10 protein-coding genes and 3 rRNA genes are annotated in these 18,980 nt (G+C 67.5%); all 13 read left to right on the forward strand.

What is annotated here, in order from left to right; all coding sequences use genetic code 11:
• Positions 1-435: 435 nt before the first annotated feature.
• The 13 genes from J2S57_RS20510 (at position 436) to J2S57_RS20570 (ending at position 18,936) form a co-directional block, all read left to right on the forward strand.
• Positions 436-1,952 (forward strand): 16S ribosomal RNA (locus tag J2S57_RS20510).
• Positions 1,953-2,386: 434 nt separating this feature from the next.
• A 23S ribosomal RNA gene (locus J2S57_RS20515) occupies positions 2,387-5,515 on the forward strand.
• A 103-nt stretch (positions 5,516-5,618) separates the two neighbouring features.
• Positions 5,619-5,735 (forward strand): 5S ribosomal RNA (gene rrf, locus J2S57_RS20520).
• The 16S, 23S and 5S rRNA genes sit together here, the layout of an rRNA operon.
• Positions 5,736-6,286: 551 nt before the next feature.
• Positions 6,287-9,379: a hypothetical protein gene (locus J2S57_RS20525; protein ID WP_307245435.1), complete on the forward strand. Its 3,093-nt coding sequence runs from the start codon at positions 6,287-6,289 to the stop codon at positions 9,377-9,379.
• A gap of 112 nt (positions 9,380-9,491) precedes the next feature.
• Positions 9,492-9,935, forward strand: coding sequence for a hypothetical protein (locus J2S57_RS20530; RefSeq protein WP_307245437.1), 444 nt, complete (start codon positions 9,492-9,494; stop codon positions 9,933-9,935).
• Positions 9,932-10,993: an HAD-IIA family hydrolase gene (locus J2S57_RS20535; protein WP_307245439.1), complete on the forward strand. Its 1,062-nt coding sequence runs from the start codon at positions 9,932-9,934 to the stop codon at positions 10,991-10,993. The genes J2S57_RS20530 and J2S57_RS20535 overlap by 4 nt, the downstream gene beginning before the upstream one ends.
• A 57-nt stretch (positions 10,994-11,050) precedes the next feature.
• A complete protein-coding gene (locus tag J2S57_RS20540) occupies positions 11,051-11,929 on the forward strand; it encodes a hypothetical protein (protein ID WP_307245441.1) in 879 nt (292 codons plus the stop codon).
• Positions 11,930-12,730 (forward strand): TlyA family RNA methyltransferase, encoded by an 801-nt coding sequence (locus J2S57_RS20545; protein WP_307245443.1) that lies wholly within the window; start codon positions 11,930-11,932, stop codon positions 12,728-12,730.
• 145 nt (positions 12,731-12,875) lie between these two features.
• Positions 12,876-13,931 carry an NAD kinase gene (locus J2S57_RS20550; RefSeq protein ID WP_307245446.1) on the forward strand — a complete coding sequence of 352 codons (1,056 nt, stop codon included), beginning with the start codon at positions 12,876-12,878 and terminating at the stop codon, positions 13,929-13,931.
• 22 nt (positions 13,932-13,953) lie between these two features.
• Positions 13,954-15,708, forward strand: coding sequence for a DNA repair protein RecN (gene recN / locus J2S57_RS20555; RefSeq protein WP_370882688.1), 1,755 nt, complete (start codon positions 13,954-13,956; stop codon positions 15,706-15,708).
• A gap of 140 nt (positions 15,709-15,848) precedes the next feature.
• Positions 15,849-17,081, forward strand: a complete 1,233-nt coding sequence (gene steA / locus J2S57_RS20560) for a putative cytokinetic ring protein SteA (protein ID WP_370882689.1) — start codon at positions 15,849-15,851, stop codon at positions 17,079-17,081.
• Positions 17,081-18,097 (forward strand): copper transporter, encoded by a 1,017-nt coding sequence (locus J2S57_RS20565; protein WP_307245453.1) that lies wholly within the window; start codon positions 17,081-17,083, stop codon positions 18,095-18,097. Before steA ends, J2S57_RS20565 begins: the two co-directional genes overlap by 1 nt.
• Positions 18,094-18,936 carry a hypothetical protein gene (locus J2S57_RS20570; RefSeq protein ID WP_307245455.1) on the forward strand — a complete coding sequence of 281 codons (843 nt, stop codon included), beginning with the start codon at positions 18,094-18,096 and terminating at the stop codon, positions 18,934-18,936. The genes J2S57_RS20565 and J2S57_RS20570 overlap by 4 nt, the downstream gene beginning before the upstream one ends.
• Positions 18,937-18,980 lie beyond the last annotated feature (44 nt).

Genomic DNA, 18,980 nt, shown 5'->3' on the forward strand with positions numbered 1-18,980 from the left:
CCGTCCGTAAAGTTCTACGTGTTGGCAGCGCGGGAGGCACGGACACGAGAGTGGCCGGTCCCGGGGCCAGCTCCCCAGAACGAGTCGCAACTCTGACCCTCGCGGGTTCGGGTCGCTGAGCTCCGCCTGGAACCGGGTGGTCCGGATGATGAAAACCTTCTGGTAAGGTTTACATCGCTCGGTCAGCCGGGTAAGTTAGAGAGGTTGCCCCGAAGGGCCTTCGGAAGAGGGTCTGATGGTGAGCGTCCGCTCCTTGAGAACTCAACAGTGCATCTGAACAACCGATGCCAAATGATTGTCCCGATTGGGATGGTCTCTGGCTAATGGTCTTCGGTTCTGCAGGTCATCGACCCCCGTCGGTGGTCTGGGTAACGGGATCGGAGTTGTTGGTCAGGATTCTTGCAACACTTCGCTAAAAGTCTTCCTAGAAGATTATTTACGGAGAGTTTGATCCTGGCTCAGGACGAACGCTGGCGGCGTGCTTAACACATGCAAGTCGAACGGTGAACCTCTTCGGAGGGGATCAGTGGCGAACGGGTGAGTAACACGTGAGTAATCTGCCTCTGACTCTGGGATAACCACGGGAAACGGTGGCTAATACCGGATATGACACATGGCTGCATGGTCTGTGTGTGGAAAGTTTTTCGGTCAGGGATGAGCTCGCGGCCTATCAGCTTGTTGGTGGGGTAATGGCCTACCAAGGCGACGACGGGTAGCCGGCCTGAGAGGGCGACCGGCCACACTGGGACTGAGACACGGCCCAGACTCCTACGGGAGGCAGCAGTGGGGAATATTGCGCAATGGGCGAAAGCCTGACGCAGCGACGCCGCGTGAGGGATGAAGGCCTTCGGGTCGTAAACCTCTTTCAGCAGGGAAGAAGCGCAAGTGACGGTACCTGCAGAAGAAGCACCGGCTAACTACGTGCCAGCAGCCGCGGTAATACGTAGGGTGCAAGCGTTGTCCGGAATTATTGGGCGTAAAGAGCTCGTAGGCGGTCTGTCGCGTCTGCTGTGAAAACCTAGGGCTTAACTCTGGGCGTGCAGTGGGTACGGGCAGGCTAGAGTGTGGTAGGGGAGACTGGAATTCCTGGTGTAGCGGTGAAATGCGCAGATATCAGGAGGAACACCGGTGGCGAAGGCGGGTCTCTGGGCCACTACTGACGCTGAGGAGCGAAAGCATGGGGAGCGAACAGGATTAGATACCCTGGTAGTCCATGCCGTAAACGTTGGGCGCTAGGTGTGGGGCACATTCCACGTGTTCTGCGCCGCAGCTAACGCATTAAGCGCCCCGCCTGGGGAGTACGGCCGCAAGGCTAAAACTCAAAGGAATTGACGGGGGCCCGCACAAGCGGCGGAGCATGCGGATTAATTCGATGCAACGCGAAGAACCTTACCAAGGCTTGACATGGGGTGAAAACTCGTAGAGATACGGGGTCCGCAAGGGCGCCTCACAGGTGGTGCATGGTTGTCGTCAGCTCGTGTCGTGAGATGTTGGGTTAAGTCCCGCAACGAGCGCAACCCTCGTTCCATGTTGCCAGCACGTTATGGTGGGGACTCATGGGAGACTGCCGGGGTCAACTCGGAGGAAGGTGGGGATGACGTCAAATCATCATGCCCCTTATGTCTTGGGCTTCACGCATGCTACAATGGCCAGTACAAAGGGCTGCGAGACCGTGAGGTGGAGCGAATCCCAAAAAGCTGGTCTCAGTTCGGATCGGGGTCTGCAACTCGACCCCGTGAAGTCGGAGTCGCTAGTAATCGCAGATCAGCAACGCTGCGGTGAATACGTTCCCGGGCCTTGTACACACCGCCCGTCACGTCATGAAAGTCGGTAACACCCGAAGCCGATGGCCTAACCCGTAAGGGAGGGAGTCGTCGAAGGTGGGACTGGCGATTAGGACGAAGTCGTAACAAGGTAGCCGTACCGGAAGGTGCGGCTGGATCACCTCCTTTCTAAGGAGCACTCGAAAACCTCACCGGCTCAGGCTGGTTGATGGTTCAGAGGCTGTGTCACTGCCCAGACGATGAGCCGGCCAATCATGGTCGGCCTGGTTCTGGGGTGGCCGCTCAAGGGTGGAACATCGGTTGGCTCTCATCTCCGGGGCGGAGATGGGGATGCACTGTTGGGTCCTGAGGGAGCGGACCACGAGGCTGGAAACAGTCTGGTGGGCCGTGAACTTGGGTCTGAGGCTTGGAAGAGCTTCTTTCCGAAGGCATGACAGTCCTTCATCACAGTGCCTCGCAGCGGGTCTCGTGCCGGCGGTGGGGTAATTGGTGAGCTTGAGGGTTGTGTGTGTTCGTTGCTTGTGAACTGCATAGTGGACGTGAGCATCTTTAATTCTGTGCTTAATTTTTCCGAGTGCATCCTGATTTGATTCGGGGTGTGTTGGTAAGTTTTTAAGGGCACACGGTGGATGTCTTGGCACCAGGAGCCGATGAAGGACGTAGGAGCCTGCGATAAGCCTCGAGGAGCTGGCAACCGAGCTGTGATTCGAGGATTTCCGAATGGGGTAACCCGGCTGGAGGCAAGTCCAGTCACCTGCACCTGAATATATAGGGTGTTGGGAGGGCACGACGGGAAGTGAAACATCTCAGTACCGTCAGGAAGAGAAAACAACAGTGATTCCGTGAGTAGTGGCGAGCGAAAGCGGATGAGGCCAAACCGGGCGTGTGTGATAGCTGACAGGCGTTGCATGTCCGGGGTTGTGGGAGCTGTTTTCGGCGCGCTGTCGAGTGTCGGGTGAGTCAGAAAATCATGTCATAGTCGAACGTCATTGAATGGGCGACCGTAGAGGGTGTTAGTCCCGTAGACGAAATGTCATGGTCTCACTTAATGGTTTCCCAAGTAGCACGGGGCTCGTGGAATCTCGTGTGAATCTGGCAGGACCACCTGCTAAGCCTAAATACTCCCTGGTGACCGATAGCGGACTAGTACCGTGAGGGAAAGATGAAAAGTACCCCGGGAGGGGAGTGAAATAGTACCTGAAACCGTGTGCCTACAATCCGTCGGAGCCTTGCGGGGTGACGGCGTGCCTTTTGAAGAATGAGCCTGCGAGTTAGTGGTGTGTGGCGAGGTTAACCCGTGTGGGGTAGCCGTAGCGAAAGCGAGTCCGAATAGGGCGATCTTTAGTCGCATGCTCTAGACCCGAAGCGGAGTGATCTACCCATGGCCAGGTTGAAGCGCGGGTAAGACCGCGTGGAGGACCGAACCCACCAGGGTTGAAAACCTGGGGGATGAGCTGTGGGTAGGGGTGAAAGGCCAATCAAACTCCGTGATAGCTGGTTCTCCCCGAAATGCATTTAGGTGCAGCGTTGCGTGTTTCTTGCCGGAGGTAGAGCTACTGGATGGCTAATGGGCCCTACAAGGTTACTGACGTCAGCCAAACTCCGAATGCCGGTAAGTGAGAGCGTGGCAGTGAGACTGCGGGGGATAAGCTTCGTAGTCGAGAGGGAAACAGCCCAGATCACCAGCTAAGGCCCCTAAGCGTGTGCTAAGTGGGAAAGGATGTGGAGTTGCTGTGACAACCAGGAGGTTGGCTTAGAAGCAGCCACCCTTTAAAGAGTGCGTAATAGCTCACTGGTCAAGTGATTCCGCGCCGACAATGTAGCGGGGCTCAAGTACACCGCCGAAGCTGTGGCATTTGTTCATGACCCTAGACCGGCTTGATCCGGCTTTCAGGGGAACAGATGGGTAGGGGAGCGTCGTGTGGCGAGTGAAGCGTCGGGGTGACCCAGGCGTGGACGCCACACGAGTGAGAATGCAGGCATGAGTAGCGAAAGACGGGTGAGAAACCCGTCCGCCGAATGACCAAGGGTTCCAGGGCCAGGCTAATCCGCCCTGGGTAAGTCGGGACCTAAGGCGAGGCCGACAGGCGTAGTCGATGGACAACGGGTTGATATTCCCGTACCGGCGTAGAACCGCCCATAGCGAACCCAGCGATACTAAACTCGTGATGCTCTGCCGGCTTTCGGGCCGAAGGAGTTGAGCCTGTGACCTGGACTGGTAGTAGTTAAGCGATGGTGTGACACAGGAAGGTAGCCTCCGCGTGGCGATGGTTGTCCACGTTTAAGCATGTAGGGCGAGCTGTAGGCAAATCCGCAGTTCTTTCTTTGATGATGAGCCTGAGATGTGATGATGACCGCATTGGCGGGAAGTGGGTGATCCTATGCTGTCGAGAAAAGCATCTAGCGAGGTTCGAGCCGCCCGTACCCTAAACCGACTCAGGTGGTCAGGTAGAGAATACTAAGGCGATCGAGTGAATCGTGGTTAAGGAACTCGGCAAAATGCCCCCGTAACTTCGGGAGAAGGGGGGCCTGAGGCGTGACCTGGACTTGCTCCGGTGAGCGTTTGAGGGCCGCAGAGACCAGGGAGAAGCGACTGTTTACTAAAAACACAGGTCCGTGCGAAGTCGCAAGACGATGTATACGGACTGACGCCTGCCCGGTGCTGGAACGTTAAGGGGACCGGTTAGCTCGTAAGGGCGAAGCTGAGAACTTAAGCGCCAGTAAACGGCGGTGGTAACTATAACCATCCTAAGGTAGCGAAATTCCTTGTCGGGTAAGTTCCGACCTGCACGAATGGCGTAACGACTTCTCCGCTGTCTCAACCGCGAACTCGGCGAAATTGCACTACGAGTAAAGATGCTCGTTACGCGCAGCAGGACGGAAAGACCCCGGGACCTTTACTATAGCTTGGTATTGGTGTTCGGTACGGCTTGTGTAGGATAGGTGGGAGACTGTGAAGCCGGCACGCTAGTGTTGGTGGAGTCGACGTTGAAATACCACTCTGGTCGTTCTGGATGTCTAACTTTGGTCCGTGATCCGGATCAGGGACAGTGCCTGGTGGGTAGTTTAACTGGGGCGGTTGCCTCCTAAAGAGTAACGGAGGCGCCCAAAGGTTCCCTCAGCCTGGTTGGCAATCAGGTGTCGAGTGTAAGTGCACAAGGGAGCTTGACTGTGAGACCGACAGGTCGAGCAGGGACGAAAGTCGGGACTAGTGATCCGGCAGTGGCTTGTGGAAGCGCTGTCGCTCAACGGATAAAAGGTACCCCGGGGATAACAGGCTGATCTTGCCCAAGAGTCCATATCGACGGCATGGTTTGGCACCTCGATGTCGGCTCGTCGCATCCTGGGGCTGGAGTAGGTCCCAAGGGTTGGGCTGTTCGCCCATTAAAGCGGTACGCGAGCTGGGTTTAGAACGTCGTGAGACAGTTCGGTCCCTATCCGCTGCGCGCGTTGGAAACTTGAGAAGGGCTGTCCCTAGTACGAGAGGACCGGGACGGACGAACCTCTGGTGTGCCAGTTGTCCTGCCAAGGGCACCGCTGGTTAGCTACGTTCGGAAGGGATAACCGCTGAAGGCATCTAAGCGGGAAGCTCGCTTCAAGATGAGGTTTCCATGCACCCTCGAGGTGTGAGAGGCTCCCAGCTAGACTACTGGGTTGATAGGCCGGATGTGGAAGCAAGGACTGAAGACTTGTGAAGCTGACCGGTACTAATATGCCGATGACTTACTCACTCACTCGTTGAGTTGAGCGCGTAAAGATTGTTCACGTCCACTATGCGGTTCACGGGAAACGACCACGCCCACCCCTGAGGGTGGCTGGTTGTGCCGGTAGAGTTACGGCGATCATAGCGGCAGGGAAACGCCCGGTCTCATTCCGAACCCGGAAGCTAAGCCTGCCTGCGCCGATGGTACTGCACTGGTTACGGTGTGGGAGAGTAGGACATCGCCGGACAACTTCATAGATAGTGGTGGCGGCCGCTCCAGTTCATGGCCGTGTTCACCCGTCGAATTCTCACCCGCGTTCGTCGCGGGGCAACGAGAATTCCGGGGTAACGGACACGGACAAGGAGCAGGCCGCCACCACTGTTTCATGCCGCTGTTCGGGTCCTTACGGATGCGAACGGCAAGAGCAGTGCCAGGCTCGTGATGTACTGGTACGTCTTCTGAACAGTGGTGGCCGCCGGTACTCGGCGGAGCTGGGCGCCCCCGATGTCGGCGCGCCCGCCCAGGGCCCAGCAGCTTCCGCCTGCGACGAGACGACGTGCCGTGCACTGCGCGAGCACCACGAACGAGCATCATCGAGCAGTCAAAGGATAGGAAGTCATGGCCGGGGAGCCCGACAGGCAGCGTCCGCGATCGAACGAGTCCGGTAACGGCGGAGCCGGCAGAGGCGCCGCCGGAGGCCGTGGCGGTCGGGACGGGCAGTCGCACGCCGGCGACCGTGGCCGTGCCCCGTCACGTGGCAATTTCCGTTCCGGTGGCCCCGGCGGCCGCGTGGCCGGTATGCGCACGTCCCGTTCCTCCAGCGAGGGCGGCTCCTCGCGTGACGGTGACTCCCGCTCCGGTGGCTTCCGTTCCGGTGGTCCCGGTGGCGATCGTGGGCGTTCCGGTGGCTTCGGCGACCGTGACAACCGGGGTGGCGGCGACCGTGACAACCGTGGCGGCCAGGGCGGCTTCCGTTCCGGCGGTCCTGGTGGTGACCGTGGTGGGTTCCGTTCCGGCGGTCCCGGTGGTGACCGTGGTGGGTTCCGGTCCGGTGGTCCCGGCGGAGACCGTGGTGGCTTCCGTTCCGGTGGACCTGGTGGCGATCGTGGGCGTTCCGGTGGCTTCGGCGACCGTGACAACCGGGGTGGCGGCGACCGTGACAACCGTGGCGGCCAGGGCGGCTTCCGCTCCGGCGGTCCCGGTGGCGACCGGGGTGGGTTCCGTTCCGGTGGTCCGGGTGGTGACCGGGGTGGTTTCCGCTCCGGTGGTGACCGTGGTGGCTCGGGCGGCTTCCGTTCCGGTGGTCCCGGCGGCGATCGTGGCGGCTCCGGTGGCGGTTTCGACCGTGACAAGCGTGGCTCTGCCGATCGTGGCGCGTCGGGCGGCGACCGTGGCGGTTTCCGTTCCGTTGGCGACCGTGGTGGCCAGGGCGGTTTCCGTTCGGGCGGTCCCGGTGGCGATCGTGGTGGGTTCCGTTCCGGTGGTCCGGGTGGCGATCGTGGCGGCTCCGGTGGCGGTTTCGACCGTGACAAGCGCGGCTTCGCCGATCGTGGCGCGTCGGGCGGCGACCGGGGCGGCTTCCGTTCCGGTGGTCCCGGCGGTGACCGCGGACGTTCCGGTGGCTTCGGCGACCGTGACAACCGCGGTGGCGGCGACCGTGACAACCGTGGCGGCCAGGGCGGCTTCCGCTCCGGCGGTCCGGGCGGTGACCGCGGCGGTTTCCGGGGCAACCAGAGTGGTGACCGGTCCGGCTTCCGCTCGGGTCCCGGTGGCGATCGGGGCGGGTTCCGTTCCGGCGGCCCGGGTGGCGACCGCGGCGGGCGGCCGTCCGGCGGTTTCAACAGCGATCGTGGTGACCGTGGCGGTTTCCGCGACAACCGCGGTGGCGACCGTGACTTCAGCAAGGACCGGGGCGGCGACCGGGGCGGTTTCCGCTCGGGTGGTCCCGGCGGTGACCGCGGGCGTTCCGGTGGCTTCGGCGACCGTGACAACCGCGGTGGCGGCGACCGTGAGAACCGTGGCGGTCAGGGCGGCTTCCGCTCCGGCGGTCCCGGTGGCGACCGTGGTGGCTTCCGCTCCGGTGGTCCGGGTGGCGCCCGTCCGTCCGGCCGCGAGGGTGGCTTCAACAGCGATCGTGGTGACCGCGGCGGTTTCCGCGACAACCGTGGTGGCGACCGTACCTTCGGCAACGACCGGGGTGACCGTGGTGACCGCGGGGGCTTCCGGTCGGGTGGCCAGGGTGGCGACCGCGGCGGCTTCCGTTCCGGTGGCGACCGTGACAACCGTGGCTCGGGTGACCGGGGCGGGTTCCGTCCGGGTGGACGCGAGGGTGGCTTCAGCAGCGACCGTGGACGTTCCGGTGGCTCCGGCGACCGTGGTGGCTTCCGTTCCGGTGGTCCCGGTGGCGATCGTGGTGGTTTCCGGGGTGACCGGGACAGCCGTCCGTCCAGTGGCGACCGTCCGTCCGGTGACCGGGGTGGCTTCCGCAACGACCGCGGTGACCGTCCGACCGGCCGGGGCGGCGACAGTGCGGGCTTCAGCGGGCAGCGTCGGGGCTGGGGCGGCAACGACTCCAGCGACGGTGCCTCGTCGGCGCCCGGTTCGACCGAGGCGCGGGGCGGTAGCGAGCCGGGGGGCAGCGAGAGCGGTTTCCCCGGTCAGCGCCGCAGCGGTGGCGACCGGGGTGCCGGCCGCAGCTGGGGCGGACGGGACGCGCGTGAGCGTTCCGAGCGTCGTCCGGCGGCGCCGACGCGTTCGCAGCGGGCCGACGACGGCCGCGCCCTGCGCCCGATGCCGGTGCGCAAGTCGGCCGGCCGTGACCCGGAGGTCCCCGAGGGCATCAGCGTCACGATGCTCGAGAAGGACGTGCGGAACGAGCTCTCCGGCCTGAGCCGTGAGGTCGCGGTGCGCACCGGCGGCCACCTGGCCGCGGCGAACTACTTCATCGAGTCCGACCCGGAGCGCGCCTGGGAGCACGCCGTGGCCGCTCGCAAGCTGGGCTCGCGTCTCGGTGTCGTTCGGGAGACGGCCGGTCTGGCCGCCTACCGCACGGGTCGCTACGCCGACGCCCTCGCCGAACTGCGCACGCACCGACGGATCACCGGCACGAACGAGCACCTCCCGGTGATGGCCGACGCCGAGCGGGGCCTGGGGCGTCCCGAGCGCGCGATCGAGCTGGCCCGCGGTCCGGAGGCCAAGACCCTCGACGCCGACGGCCGTATCGAGCTGAAGATCGTCGAGTCCGGGGCCCGGGCCGACATGGGCGAGTTCGAGGCCGCGGTCGTGGTGCTGCAGGTCCCCGAGCTGGACAGCAGCCGCCGTTCGCCGACCCTGGCCCGTCTGCGCTTCGCCTATGCGGAGGCGCTGAAGGCGGCCAAGCGTCACCAGGAGGCGGACACCTGGCGCAGCCGGGCCATCTCCGAGGACCCGGACGGCACGGCCGGCGTCAACGAGCTCGACGACGACCTCGAGGTGATCGACCTCGAGGAGTACGACGACGAGGACTCCGACACCTCCGAGGGCCAGGACGACCAGGACAACGCCCCGCGTGACTCCGATGTGGACGACGCGGACGACGACCTGGACGACCTGGACGACGAGGACGAGGACGACCTCGACGACGACGTCCGGGACCACGCCGACGCGGATGACGACGCGGACGACGAGGACCTGGACGAGGACGACGACGAGGACCTGGACGACGACGAGGACGACCTGGACGACGACCAGGCGGTCGCCGGATCCCAGGACGAGGCCGTCGCCGCGAAGGCCGAGGCCAAGGACGGCGACGACACCGGCGCGAAGGCCGGCGGCGCCAAGTCCTCGCCTCTCGAGATGCGGTTCTACGACGGCGCGCGCGAGGATGCCGACAAGGGCGCCGACCGGGAGTAGTGCACCACGTCCGTAGGTCGGACGTGGTCGCGCAGAACTGACCGGGGCCGGGTGACATCACGTCACCCGGCCGCAGCGGTTGCCGGCGCCTTCTCCACGGACGGAGAAACCGATGGTCACCTCCATGGACGCGAGCGGTGCCGACGTACCCGACGGGCTGGAGCTCGTCCTCAGTTCCGAACCCGGTGAGCTGGAGGGCGACCTCGACCGCGAGGTGACCGACGAGCGCGACCGGCAGCCGGTCCCGCAGACGTCACCCGGCCCCGTGACCGAGGTGACGGATCACGGGTCCGGTGACCGGGGCGTCCTCAGGCCGGGGGATCCGGAGCCCGCGCAACCGCCCGGCGGTGAGGACCTGGGCACCGGCGTCGATCTGCTCGACGGCGTCGACCCCGAGCCCGAGTACCGGCCCGCCCTGATCGACATTGATGACGAGTCGATGGCGCTGGTTCCCGGTGAGTCACCGACAGATGCCGGTACGAACGGCGACTTGTCCACAGGGGTCGAGGTCGAGGACACCCTGATGGCGGTGGACGACTACGGTGACGTCCTGTGAGTGCTTCCTCCCCGCAGGCCACGCTGATCCAGCTGGACCGTGCGCCGTCCGCCGAGTTCGACACCGTGCTGCTCGACCTCGACGGGGTCGTGTACATCGGGCCGAAGGCCGTTCCCGGGGCGCCCGAGGCGCTCGAGCGGGTGCGCGCCGAGGGCACCCGCACGGCGTTCGTCACGAACAACGCGTCCCGTCCGCCGCGGGTGGTCGCCGAGCATCTGCGTGAGCTGGGCGTGCACGCGGAGGACGACGACGTGGTCAACTCCGCCCAGGCGGCGTCCGCGCTCTTCGCGAAGCGGCTGCCGGCGGGCTCGAAGATCCTGGTCGTGGGTGGGCAGGGGCTCTACGAGGCGCTCGAGGAGGCCGGCCTGAAACCGGTCGGCTCGATGGAGGAGGAGCCCGTCGCCGTCGTGCAGGGCTTCACCCCCGACGTGAACTGGAAGCTGCTGGTCGAGGGCACCCGCGCGGTGCGCGCCGGGCTGCCCTGGATCGCCACCAACATGGACGCGACGGTTCCCACTCCCTACGGCCCGGCCCCCGGCAACGGCACGATGGTCGAGGCCGTCGTCACCGCCACCCAGGTGCAGCCCGAGGTGGCCGGAAAGCCCCAGCCCACGCTGTTCCTCGAGGCCGCTGCCCGCTACGGCAGCCAGCGCACGATCGTGGTCGGTGACCGTCTCGACACCGATCTCGAGGGTGCGCGCAGCGCCGAGATGGTCGGGATGATCGTGCTCACCGGGGTGCACCGCATCGCTGACCTGGTGGCGGCTGAGCCGCACGTCCGTCCGCACCTGATCGCGCGTGACCTCGGAGGTCTGATGGAGGCCCACGCCGGTCCGACGTCCGGCGAGAACGGCTCGGTGACGGTCGGTACCTCGAGGGCCCGCGTCGAGAACGGTGCGGTCACCGTGCTCGAGAACGGAGACGACGCGCTCGACCTGGCCCGTGCCGGAGTGGTCGCGGCCTGGGCGCACCGTGACGCCACCGGGTCGGTGGCCGATCACGAGGCCCTGCTCAAGGCGCTGTACGCGATGGAGAGCGAGGGTCCGTGGGGCAGGTAGCGTGACGGTCAGCATGTTGTCGTTCCCGTTCAGCCAGAACTTCCCGGAGGTCGCCCGGTGACGAGCGAGTACCCGCCCGTCCGCCCCGGCCTGCCCGGGACGTTCGGGGCCACGCCGCTGTCCATCCGTCCGCCGCAGCCGTGGTCGCTGCCCGATGAGCCGCTCGCCGCCGAGGATGTGGACGCCATCGACGACGACCCCGCTGACCCGGTGGACGAAGCCGACCCTGACGACCCTGACGACGCTGACGACCCCGACGACGCTGACGACCCCGACGACGCTGACGACGACGCGCCCGGCTTCATGACGGCCCAGGAGTGGTTGGCCCGTTCCGCCGCCGAAGAGGCGCTGGAGGCGGAAAGCGCCCCACCCGAGGGCGAAGATGAGCCGAACGTGGAGGGCGGGGAGGGCGGGGAGCGCCACGAGCCCGATGGGTCGCCCGAACCCGTCACCTCCGACCATGCGATACCCGTCGCCTCCGACCACGCGATACTCGTCGCCTCCGGCAATGCGATAACAGGCCGTGGCGGCGAGTGGCAGTCCTCAGCCGATCCGGACCCTGGCCTCGAAGCGGTGGGGGAGCCCTCGACGCCCGAACCGGAAGCCGACGGCCTGCTCGCCGAGCCGGTCCCGCACGAGGTGACCACACCGTCCGTCGACGTGACCGAAGCCGAACCCGCATCGGAGTGGGCGCAGGGCGTGAGCGACGCGCCGTCCGTGGATCTGACCGAAACCCCCGGGGCGCCGGAGCGGGCCGGCAGTGCGACGCCGTCCACCGTCCCGGCCCCGAAACCACCCGTGACCGGCGACCGGCTGGTCGACGAGGCGATGGAACTGGTGTCCGACAGCTTCGGCGGCGACCTCGAGCTCCAGCTCCAGGCCTACGAATCCGCCCACCAGACCCTGCAGGACCGACTCGCGGACGTTGAAAGCTAGATGGCCAAGCTACGAAGGCTCGACGCGGAGCTCGTGCGCCGCAAACTCGCCCGCTCCCGGGAGGCCGCGGCCGCCCTCGTGCACGACGGGCGGGTGACGGTGCAGGGCACGATCGCCCTGAAACCGGCCACGCAGATCGATCCCGCGGTCGGGATCGTGGTGAAGCAGGACGAGTCCGATCCGGGCTACGCCAGCCGGGGCGGGCACAAGCTCGCCGGGGCACTCGACCACTTCACCGAGATCGACGTGACCGGTCGTCGCTGCCTCGACGCGGGCGCGAGCACCGGCGGTTTCACCGACGTGCTGCTGCGCCGCGGTGCCGAGCAGGTGGTGGCGGTCGACGTCGGCTACGGGCAGCTGGTGTGGGCGCTGCAGCAGGATCCGCGGGTGACCGTGCTCGACCGTACGAACATCCGCGAACTGCGGCCCGAGCAGGTGGCGCCCGCGCCGTCGCTGGTGGTGGGCGACCTGTCGTTCATCTCGCTGCGGCTCGTGCTGCCTGCCCTGGTGACGTGCGCGGCCGACGACGCCGATCTGCTGCTCATGGTGAAGCCGCAGTTCGAGGTCGGGCGCGATCGGCTGGGGTCCGGTGGGGTGGTGCGGGAAGCGGCGATCCGGGCCGACGCCGTGCAGATGGTGGCCGACGCGGCGCTCGAACTGGGGCGGGGCGTCCGGGGTGTGGTGGCGAGTCCGCTACCCGGTCCGAGCGGAAACGTCGAATACTTCCTCTGGATGACCGCCGGGGCGCCGCCGCTGGAGCCGGCCGCCCTGGAACGCGCGATCAGCGAGGGGCCGGCCTGAACCCCGCGATCCGGAACCGCCCGGGAAGAGCCGGGCAGGAGACCAGGCGGACAGGCAGCCGCGCCGTCACGAGAACAGCCCCGCGAACAGCCCAGCCAACAGCCCAGCGAACAGCACCGAATCCAGCACCGATCGAGGGAGCTTCATGAGCACACCCGACCGCCGGGTGCTCGTCCTGGCCCACACGGGCCGTGAAAGCGCCGTTCTGGCGGCCGAAGAGCTCGTGAGTCTGCTCGTCGACGCCGGCATCAAGCCCATCGTGATGCCCGGCGACGCCGAGGGCCTCACCGACAGCACCATGAAACTGCTGCACTGGGCCGGTGACGAAGACCCGCTCGACGCGGTCGAGCTGGTCATCGTGCTGGGCGGCGACGGCACGATCCTGCGCAGCGCCGAGCTGGTGCGCGGGCACGTGGCGCCGCTGCTCGGGGTGAACCTGGGGCACGTCGGGTTCCTGGCCGAGTCCGAGCGTGACGACCTGGCGTACACCGTGCAGCGCATCGCGGCGCGCGACTACGAGGTCGAGGAACGGATGACGCTCGACGTCTCCGTGCACCTCGACGGCGAGCGGCTGATGGAGACCTGGGCGCTGAACGAGGCGTCGGTCGAGAAGGCCGACCGCGAGCGCATGATCGAGGTCGTGATCGAGGTCGACGGCCGGCCGGTCACCGAGTTCGGCTGCGACGGGGTCGTGATGGCCACGCCGACCGGCTCGACGGCGTACTCGTTCTCGGCGGGCGGGCCGATCGTCTGGCCGGAGGTCGAGGCTCTGCTGCTGACGCCGCTGAGTGCGCACGCGCTGTTCTCGCGCCCGATGGTGGTGGCGCCGACCTCGGTGCCGGCCGTGGAGCTGGTGCAGGACACCCCGGGGCGGGCGATGCTCTGGTGCGACGGGCGTCGCAGCATGGACCTGCCGCCGGGGGCCCGGGTCGAGGTGCGGCGTTCGGCCGTGCCGGTGCGGCTGGCCCGGCTGGCGCGTCCGCCGTTCACCGACCGGCTCGTGGCCAAGTTCGGGTTGCCGGTGCACGGGTGGCGCGGGCGTCTGCGTGGATCCGACGGGTGGGATTCGCGGGTCGGTTCGTCCGAGGGCAGAACCGAGAGTCCGGAATGTCCTTCGAACACCGTTTCGAACGGCGGATCCGGGAAGAACCCGGACGGATCCGGGCCGTCGGCATCGCCGACGACGCAAAACCTGCCCTAGAGTCGTCGACGTGCTTCAGGAGATGCACCTGCGCGGTCTCGGTGTGATCGACGACGCGGTGCTGGAATTCGGACCCGGCCTCACCGTCGTCACCGGTGAGACCGGCGCCGGTAAGACCATGGTCGTCACCGGACTGGGCCTGCTCATGGGCGGGCGGGCCGATGCCGGCTCCGTGCGTGAGGGCTATCAGAGCGCTCTGGTCGAGGGGCGTCTGACCCTCGACCCGAAGAATCCCGCGGTGACCCGTGCGGTGGAGGCGGGGGCGGAGCTGGACGACGGCGACACCCTGGTCATCGCCCGCACGGTCTCGGCCGAGGGGCGCTCGAAGGCTCACGTCGGCGGGCGGGGCGTGCCCAACGGGCTGCTCGGCGAGATGGCCGGCGACCTGGTGGCGGTGCACGGCCAGAGCGACCAGATCCGGCTGCAGTCGACCGTGAAGCAGCGTGAGTCGCTCGACCGGTTCGCGGGCGGCCCGGTGGCGAAGGCGCTCGCGGCCTACCGCAAGACGTACACGCAGATGCGCCGCGCCGAGAAGAAGCACCGCGAGATCACCCAGCAGTTCGCCGAGCGCGCCGCGGAGGCCGAGCGGCTGCGCACCGGTCTGGCCGAGATCGAGAAGGTCGGGCCGGTCGCCGGGGAGGATCACGAGCTGAAGGCCGAGTCGCAGCGCCTGTCGCACGCCGAGGGGCTGCAGCAGGCGGCGGCCACGGCGAACCAGGCGCTGTCCGACTCCGAGGGCAGCGGTTACGCCGTCGCGTTGCTGATGAACCAGGTGCGCCGCGCGCTCGAGGGCGGTGCCGCGCACGACCCGGCGCTGGGCGACCTGGCCCGGCGCGCGGCCGAGATCGGTTACCTGGTCGACGACCTCTCCACCGAGTGCGCGTCGTACGCGGCCGGGGTGGAGGCCGACCCGGTGCGTCTGGCCGCGGTCGAAGACCGCCGGGCCACGCTCAGCCACCTGGTGCGCGGTTACGGCGAGGACGTGGACGCGACCCTGGCCTGGGCGCAGGAGGCGTCGGTACGGCTGCTCGAGCTGGACAGCGACTCCGAGTCCGTGGAGTCGCTCGCCGCCGAGCTCGAAGACCTCCGGCAGGCCCTGGCCGGGCAGGCGGCCGCGCTGACCAGGGCGCGGCGCACGGCCGCGGCCAAGCTGGGCAAGGCGGTGACGGCCGAGCTGCAGGAACTGTCGATGGCCGGCGCCAAGCTGTTCGTCGAGGTGAATTACAAGCCCGACGCCGACGGTCTGGTCATCAGCGACGAGGGCACGATCGACCTCACCGACCAGGCGGGGCCGGTGGCCTTCGGCCCGGACGGTGCCGACGAGATCGAGATGCTCCTGGCACCGCACCCGGGCGCCTCGCCGCGTCCATTGGGCAAGGGCGCCTCGGGTGGTGAGCTCTCGCGCGTGATGCTCGGCCTCGAGGTCGTGCTCGGTGCGGTCGACCCGGTGCCCACGTTCGTGTTCGACGAGGTCGACTCCGGCGTCGGCGGCAAGGCCGCGCTCGGCATCGGGCGGCGTCTGGCCCGGCTGGCGCGCAACAGTCAGGTCCTCGTGGTGACCCACCTCCCGCAGGTCGCGGCCTTCGCCGACCAGCACCTGCTGGTGCGCAAGGCCCGCAACGGCGAGGTCACCAGCAGTGGCGTGCACACCCTCGACACCGAGGGGCGGGTGCGTGAGCTTGCTCGCATGCTCGGTGGTCTCGAAGACAGCGGGTCCGCCCAGGCCCACGCCGAGGAGCTGCTGGAGATGGCCGAGGCCGATCGGCAGCTGGTCTGAGGGTTTCGCCTGCTGCAGCCGGGTGATCCAGCTTTGATGAATCACGTTCGGTTACGGGGGATCGGCACCGAATCGTTGTCATCCGGAACCGTCCCCGGCCAAAGCACTTCGCCGGACATGGCACGATCGCAGATGTGAAGTTGCCGTCCCTGACCCGTGGCCGCCGTCCTGAGCCCTCCCAGGGCCCGGGCGTGCACGGCGTGGCCAAGGTCGACCGGCGCACGAAAGACCTCACCAAACGGCTGAAGCCCGGTGACGTCGCGGTCATCAACCACACCGACATCGACCGGGTGGCCGCCGACGCGCTGGTGGCCGCGAAACCGGCCGCGGTGGTGAACGCGGCGGCCAGCATCTCGGGCCGTTACCCCAACCTGGGGCCGCAGATCCTGCTGGCCGCGGGCGTCCCCCTGATCGACGGGGTGGGCGAGGCGGTCATGACCAACCTGGCCGAGGGCACACCGATCCGGATCGACGGCAACGAGATCTGGGCCGGTGACGCGGTCGTGGCCCGCGGTATCAAGCAGGACGCGGCCACCGTGTCGGCGGCGATGGACGAGGCCCGGGCCGGGCTGAACGAGCAGCTCGAGGCGTTCGCGTCGAACACCATGGAGTACCTGAAGAAGGAGCGCGACCTCCTTCTCGACGGCGTCGGCGTGCCCGACGTGAAGCTCTCGTTCGAGAGCCGTCAGGTGCTGATCGTGGTGCGTGGTTACCACTACAAGGAAGACCTGGCCACGCTGCGCCCGTACATCCGCGAGTACCGGCCGATCCTGGTCGGTGTCGACGGCGGGGCCGACGCGATCCTCGAGGCCGGCTACAACCCCGACATGATCGTCGGGGACATGGACTCGGTCTCCGACCGGGCACTGACCTGCGGCGCGGAGATCGTGGTGCACGCCTACCGCGACGGCAACGCGCCCGGTCTGGCACGGGTGCGTGAGCTCGGCGTCGACCCGGTGGTGTTCCCGGCCACCGGCACCAGCGAAGACGTGGCGATGCTGCTGGCCGACGACAAGGGCGCTTCGCTGATCGTCGCCGTCGGCACCCACGTCACGCTGGTCGAGTTCCTCGACAAGGGCCGCGCCGGCATGGCCAGCACGTTCCTCACCCGGCTGCGGGTGGGCAGCAAGCTCGTCGACGCCAAGGGCGTGTCCCGGCTCTACCGCCAGCGCATCAGCAACTGGCAGCTGGCCGTGCTGGCCGTCGCCGGGCTGGTCGCGCTCGGCGTCGCGCTCGCCTCCACCGAGGGCGGGCAGACCTTCTACTCGCTGATCGGGGCCCGCTGGGACGACCTCACCTCCTGGGTGCGGGGATGGTTCACCGACCCGGCCCCCGAGGCACTGACGCAGAACTGGCGGGGATTCCTCAGCTGATGATCGATTTTCGGTACCACCTCGTCTCGCTCATCTCGGTGTTCCTGGCCCTGGCGGTCGGCATCGTGCTGGGCGCCGGCCCGCTGCAGGACTCGATCGGCTCGACGCTGACCGAGCAGGTCAACGCGCTGCGCTCGGACCGCGACGACCTGCGCGAGCAGCTGGCCACCGCGAACAGCGCGGTCACCCACCGCGACGAGTTCACCCAGGCCACCACGTCCGCACTGGTGTCCGGGGCGCTGACCGGTCGCACCGTCGTGGTCGTCACGCTGCCCGGCGTCGAGGACGACACGGTGAACCAGCTGGCGGACGCGGTGGGCACCGCGGGCGGCAGCGTCACCGGCCGCATCAACGTGGGTGAGGAGTGGTCGTCCACCGAGAAGGAGGCCGACCGGGTCAGCACGCTGGCGAGCCTGACCGGCAAGCTGCCGAGTGGCTACGTGCCGGCCGACGGCACGAGCGGTGAGCGCTTGGCCCAGGTCCTGGCGACGTCGGTGGTCACGGCCGCCGGGGACGCGGTCGCGGGGGACACGGCCGCCGCGGCGACCGCGCTGAGCGGGCTGACGGACGCCGGGCTGATCGAGGTCGACGGCAGTGTGAACGGTCTGGCCACGGGCGCGCTGATGCTGGTGCCGGCCAACCTCGAGGCGATCAGCAAGGCCTCGGCCACGGCGTCGGTGACGCAGGAGGGCGCCTCGGCCTACGTGTCGCTGGCGGCGCGGCTCGACGCGACCGGTGGCGGCGCGGTGGCGACGGGCCCGGCCTCGGCCGCGACCAGTGGCGGTGTGCTGACCTCGATCCGTGACGACGAGACGGTGGACGCGGACGTGTCCACCGTGGACACCGGCACTACCGCGATGGGAGTGGTCTCCGCCGTGCTCGCCCTGGAGGAACAGCTGGCCGGAGGTTCCGGCTCGTACGGTTTCGGTGAGGGGGTGGACGGCATCCTGCCGCCGATCGCGGCGCGGACGTCGGAGCCCGCCGTCACCCCGACACCCAAGAAGAGCGCCAAGTGATCCGGCGGCTGCTGATCGCGGGCGCCGGGGCCGTCGCGGCCCGGGTGGCCTGGGACCTGCTGCAGAAGAACCCGCCCGGCGGCCGCAGGCTGTGGGAGCGGGTCAATCACCGCGGCGAGACGCTGACCTTGCTCGAGGGCCCGGCCTTCACCGCCGGGGCGGCGCTCGCGACGGCTCTGACCCCCGGGATCCCGGCGCGGGTCAAGACGGCGGCCGTGGTCGCGACGGTGGGCGGTGGCGTCTTCGGGGCGATCGACGACCTGCGCGAGACCGGCAAGAGCAAGGGGCTGCGCGGGCACCTGGGCGAGCTGGCCGCCGGGCACGTGACCACCGGCGGGCTGAAGGTGCTCGGCATCGGGGCGACCGGGCTGGTGGCGGCGCTGCTGGTGCCCTCGCGGTCGTCGTCCGGGTTCGCCGGGAGGGTGCTGGACACCGCGGTGCAGGGGGCGGTGGTGGCCGGTTCGGCCAACCTGCTCAACCTGTTCGACCTGCGGCCGGGCCGGGCGATCAAGGTGGCGCTGCTGTTCGCGCCGGCCGCGGTGGCCTCGGACGGTGCGGGTGGACGCCTGGTGGCCGTGGTCTGTGGTGCGGGCGCCGGGCTGCTGCCGATCGACCTGGCCGAGAAGGCGATGCTGGGTGACACCGGCGCGAACGCGGCCGGGGCCCTGCTGGGCACGGCGGCGATCAGCGGGCTGGACCGGAAGGGGCAGCTCGTGGTGCTGGCCGTGGTCGGCGGGCTGACGCTGGCCAGCGAGAAGGTCAGCTTCACCAAGGTGATCGCGCGCACACCGGTGCTGCGGGAGCTGGACCAGCTGGGCCGGCGTCCCGCCGCCCAGTAGGGGCCGTGCCGTAAGGCGGCACAGCACAGCCGGTTTCCCGGCGG

It is taken from the genome of Kineosporia succinea, assembly GCF_030811555.1.
Taxonomy (GTDB): domain Bacteria; phylum Actinomycetota; class Actinomycetes; order Actinomycetales; family Kineosporiaceae; genus Kineosporia; species Kineosporia succinea.

What these genes read in the sequence shown, in the direction of transcription:
- J2S57_RS20545 (WP_307245443.1), top strand. Translation starts at nt 11,930, where the DNA reads ATGGCCAAGCTACGAAGGCTCGACGCGGAGCTCGTGCGCCGCAAACTC.
- recN (WP_370882688.1), top strand. Translation starts at nt 13,954, where the DNA reads ATGCACCTGCGCGGTCTCGGTGTGATCGACGACGCGGTGCTGGAATTC.
- J2S57_RS20565 (WP_307245453.1), top strand. Translation starts at nt 17,081, where the DNA reads ATGATCGATTTTCGGTACCACCTCGTCTCGCTCATCTCGGTGTTCCTG.
- J2S57_RS20550 (WP_307245446.1), top strand. Translation starts at nt 12,876, where the DNA reads ATGAGCACACCCGACCGCCGGGTGCTCGTCCTGGCCCACACGGGCCGT.
- J2S57_RS20525 (WP_307245435.1), top strand. Translation starts at nt 6,287, where the DNA reads ATGCGCACGTCCCGTTCCTCCAGCGAGGGCGGCTCCTCGCGTGACGGT.
- J2S57_RS20530 (WP_307245437.1), top strand. Translation starts at nt 9,492, where the DNA reads ATGGTCACCTCCATGGACGCGAGCGGTGCCGACGTACCCGACGGGCTG.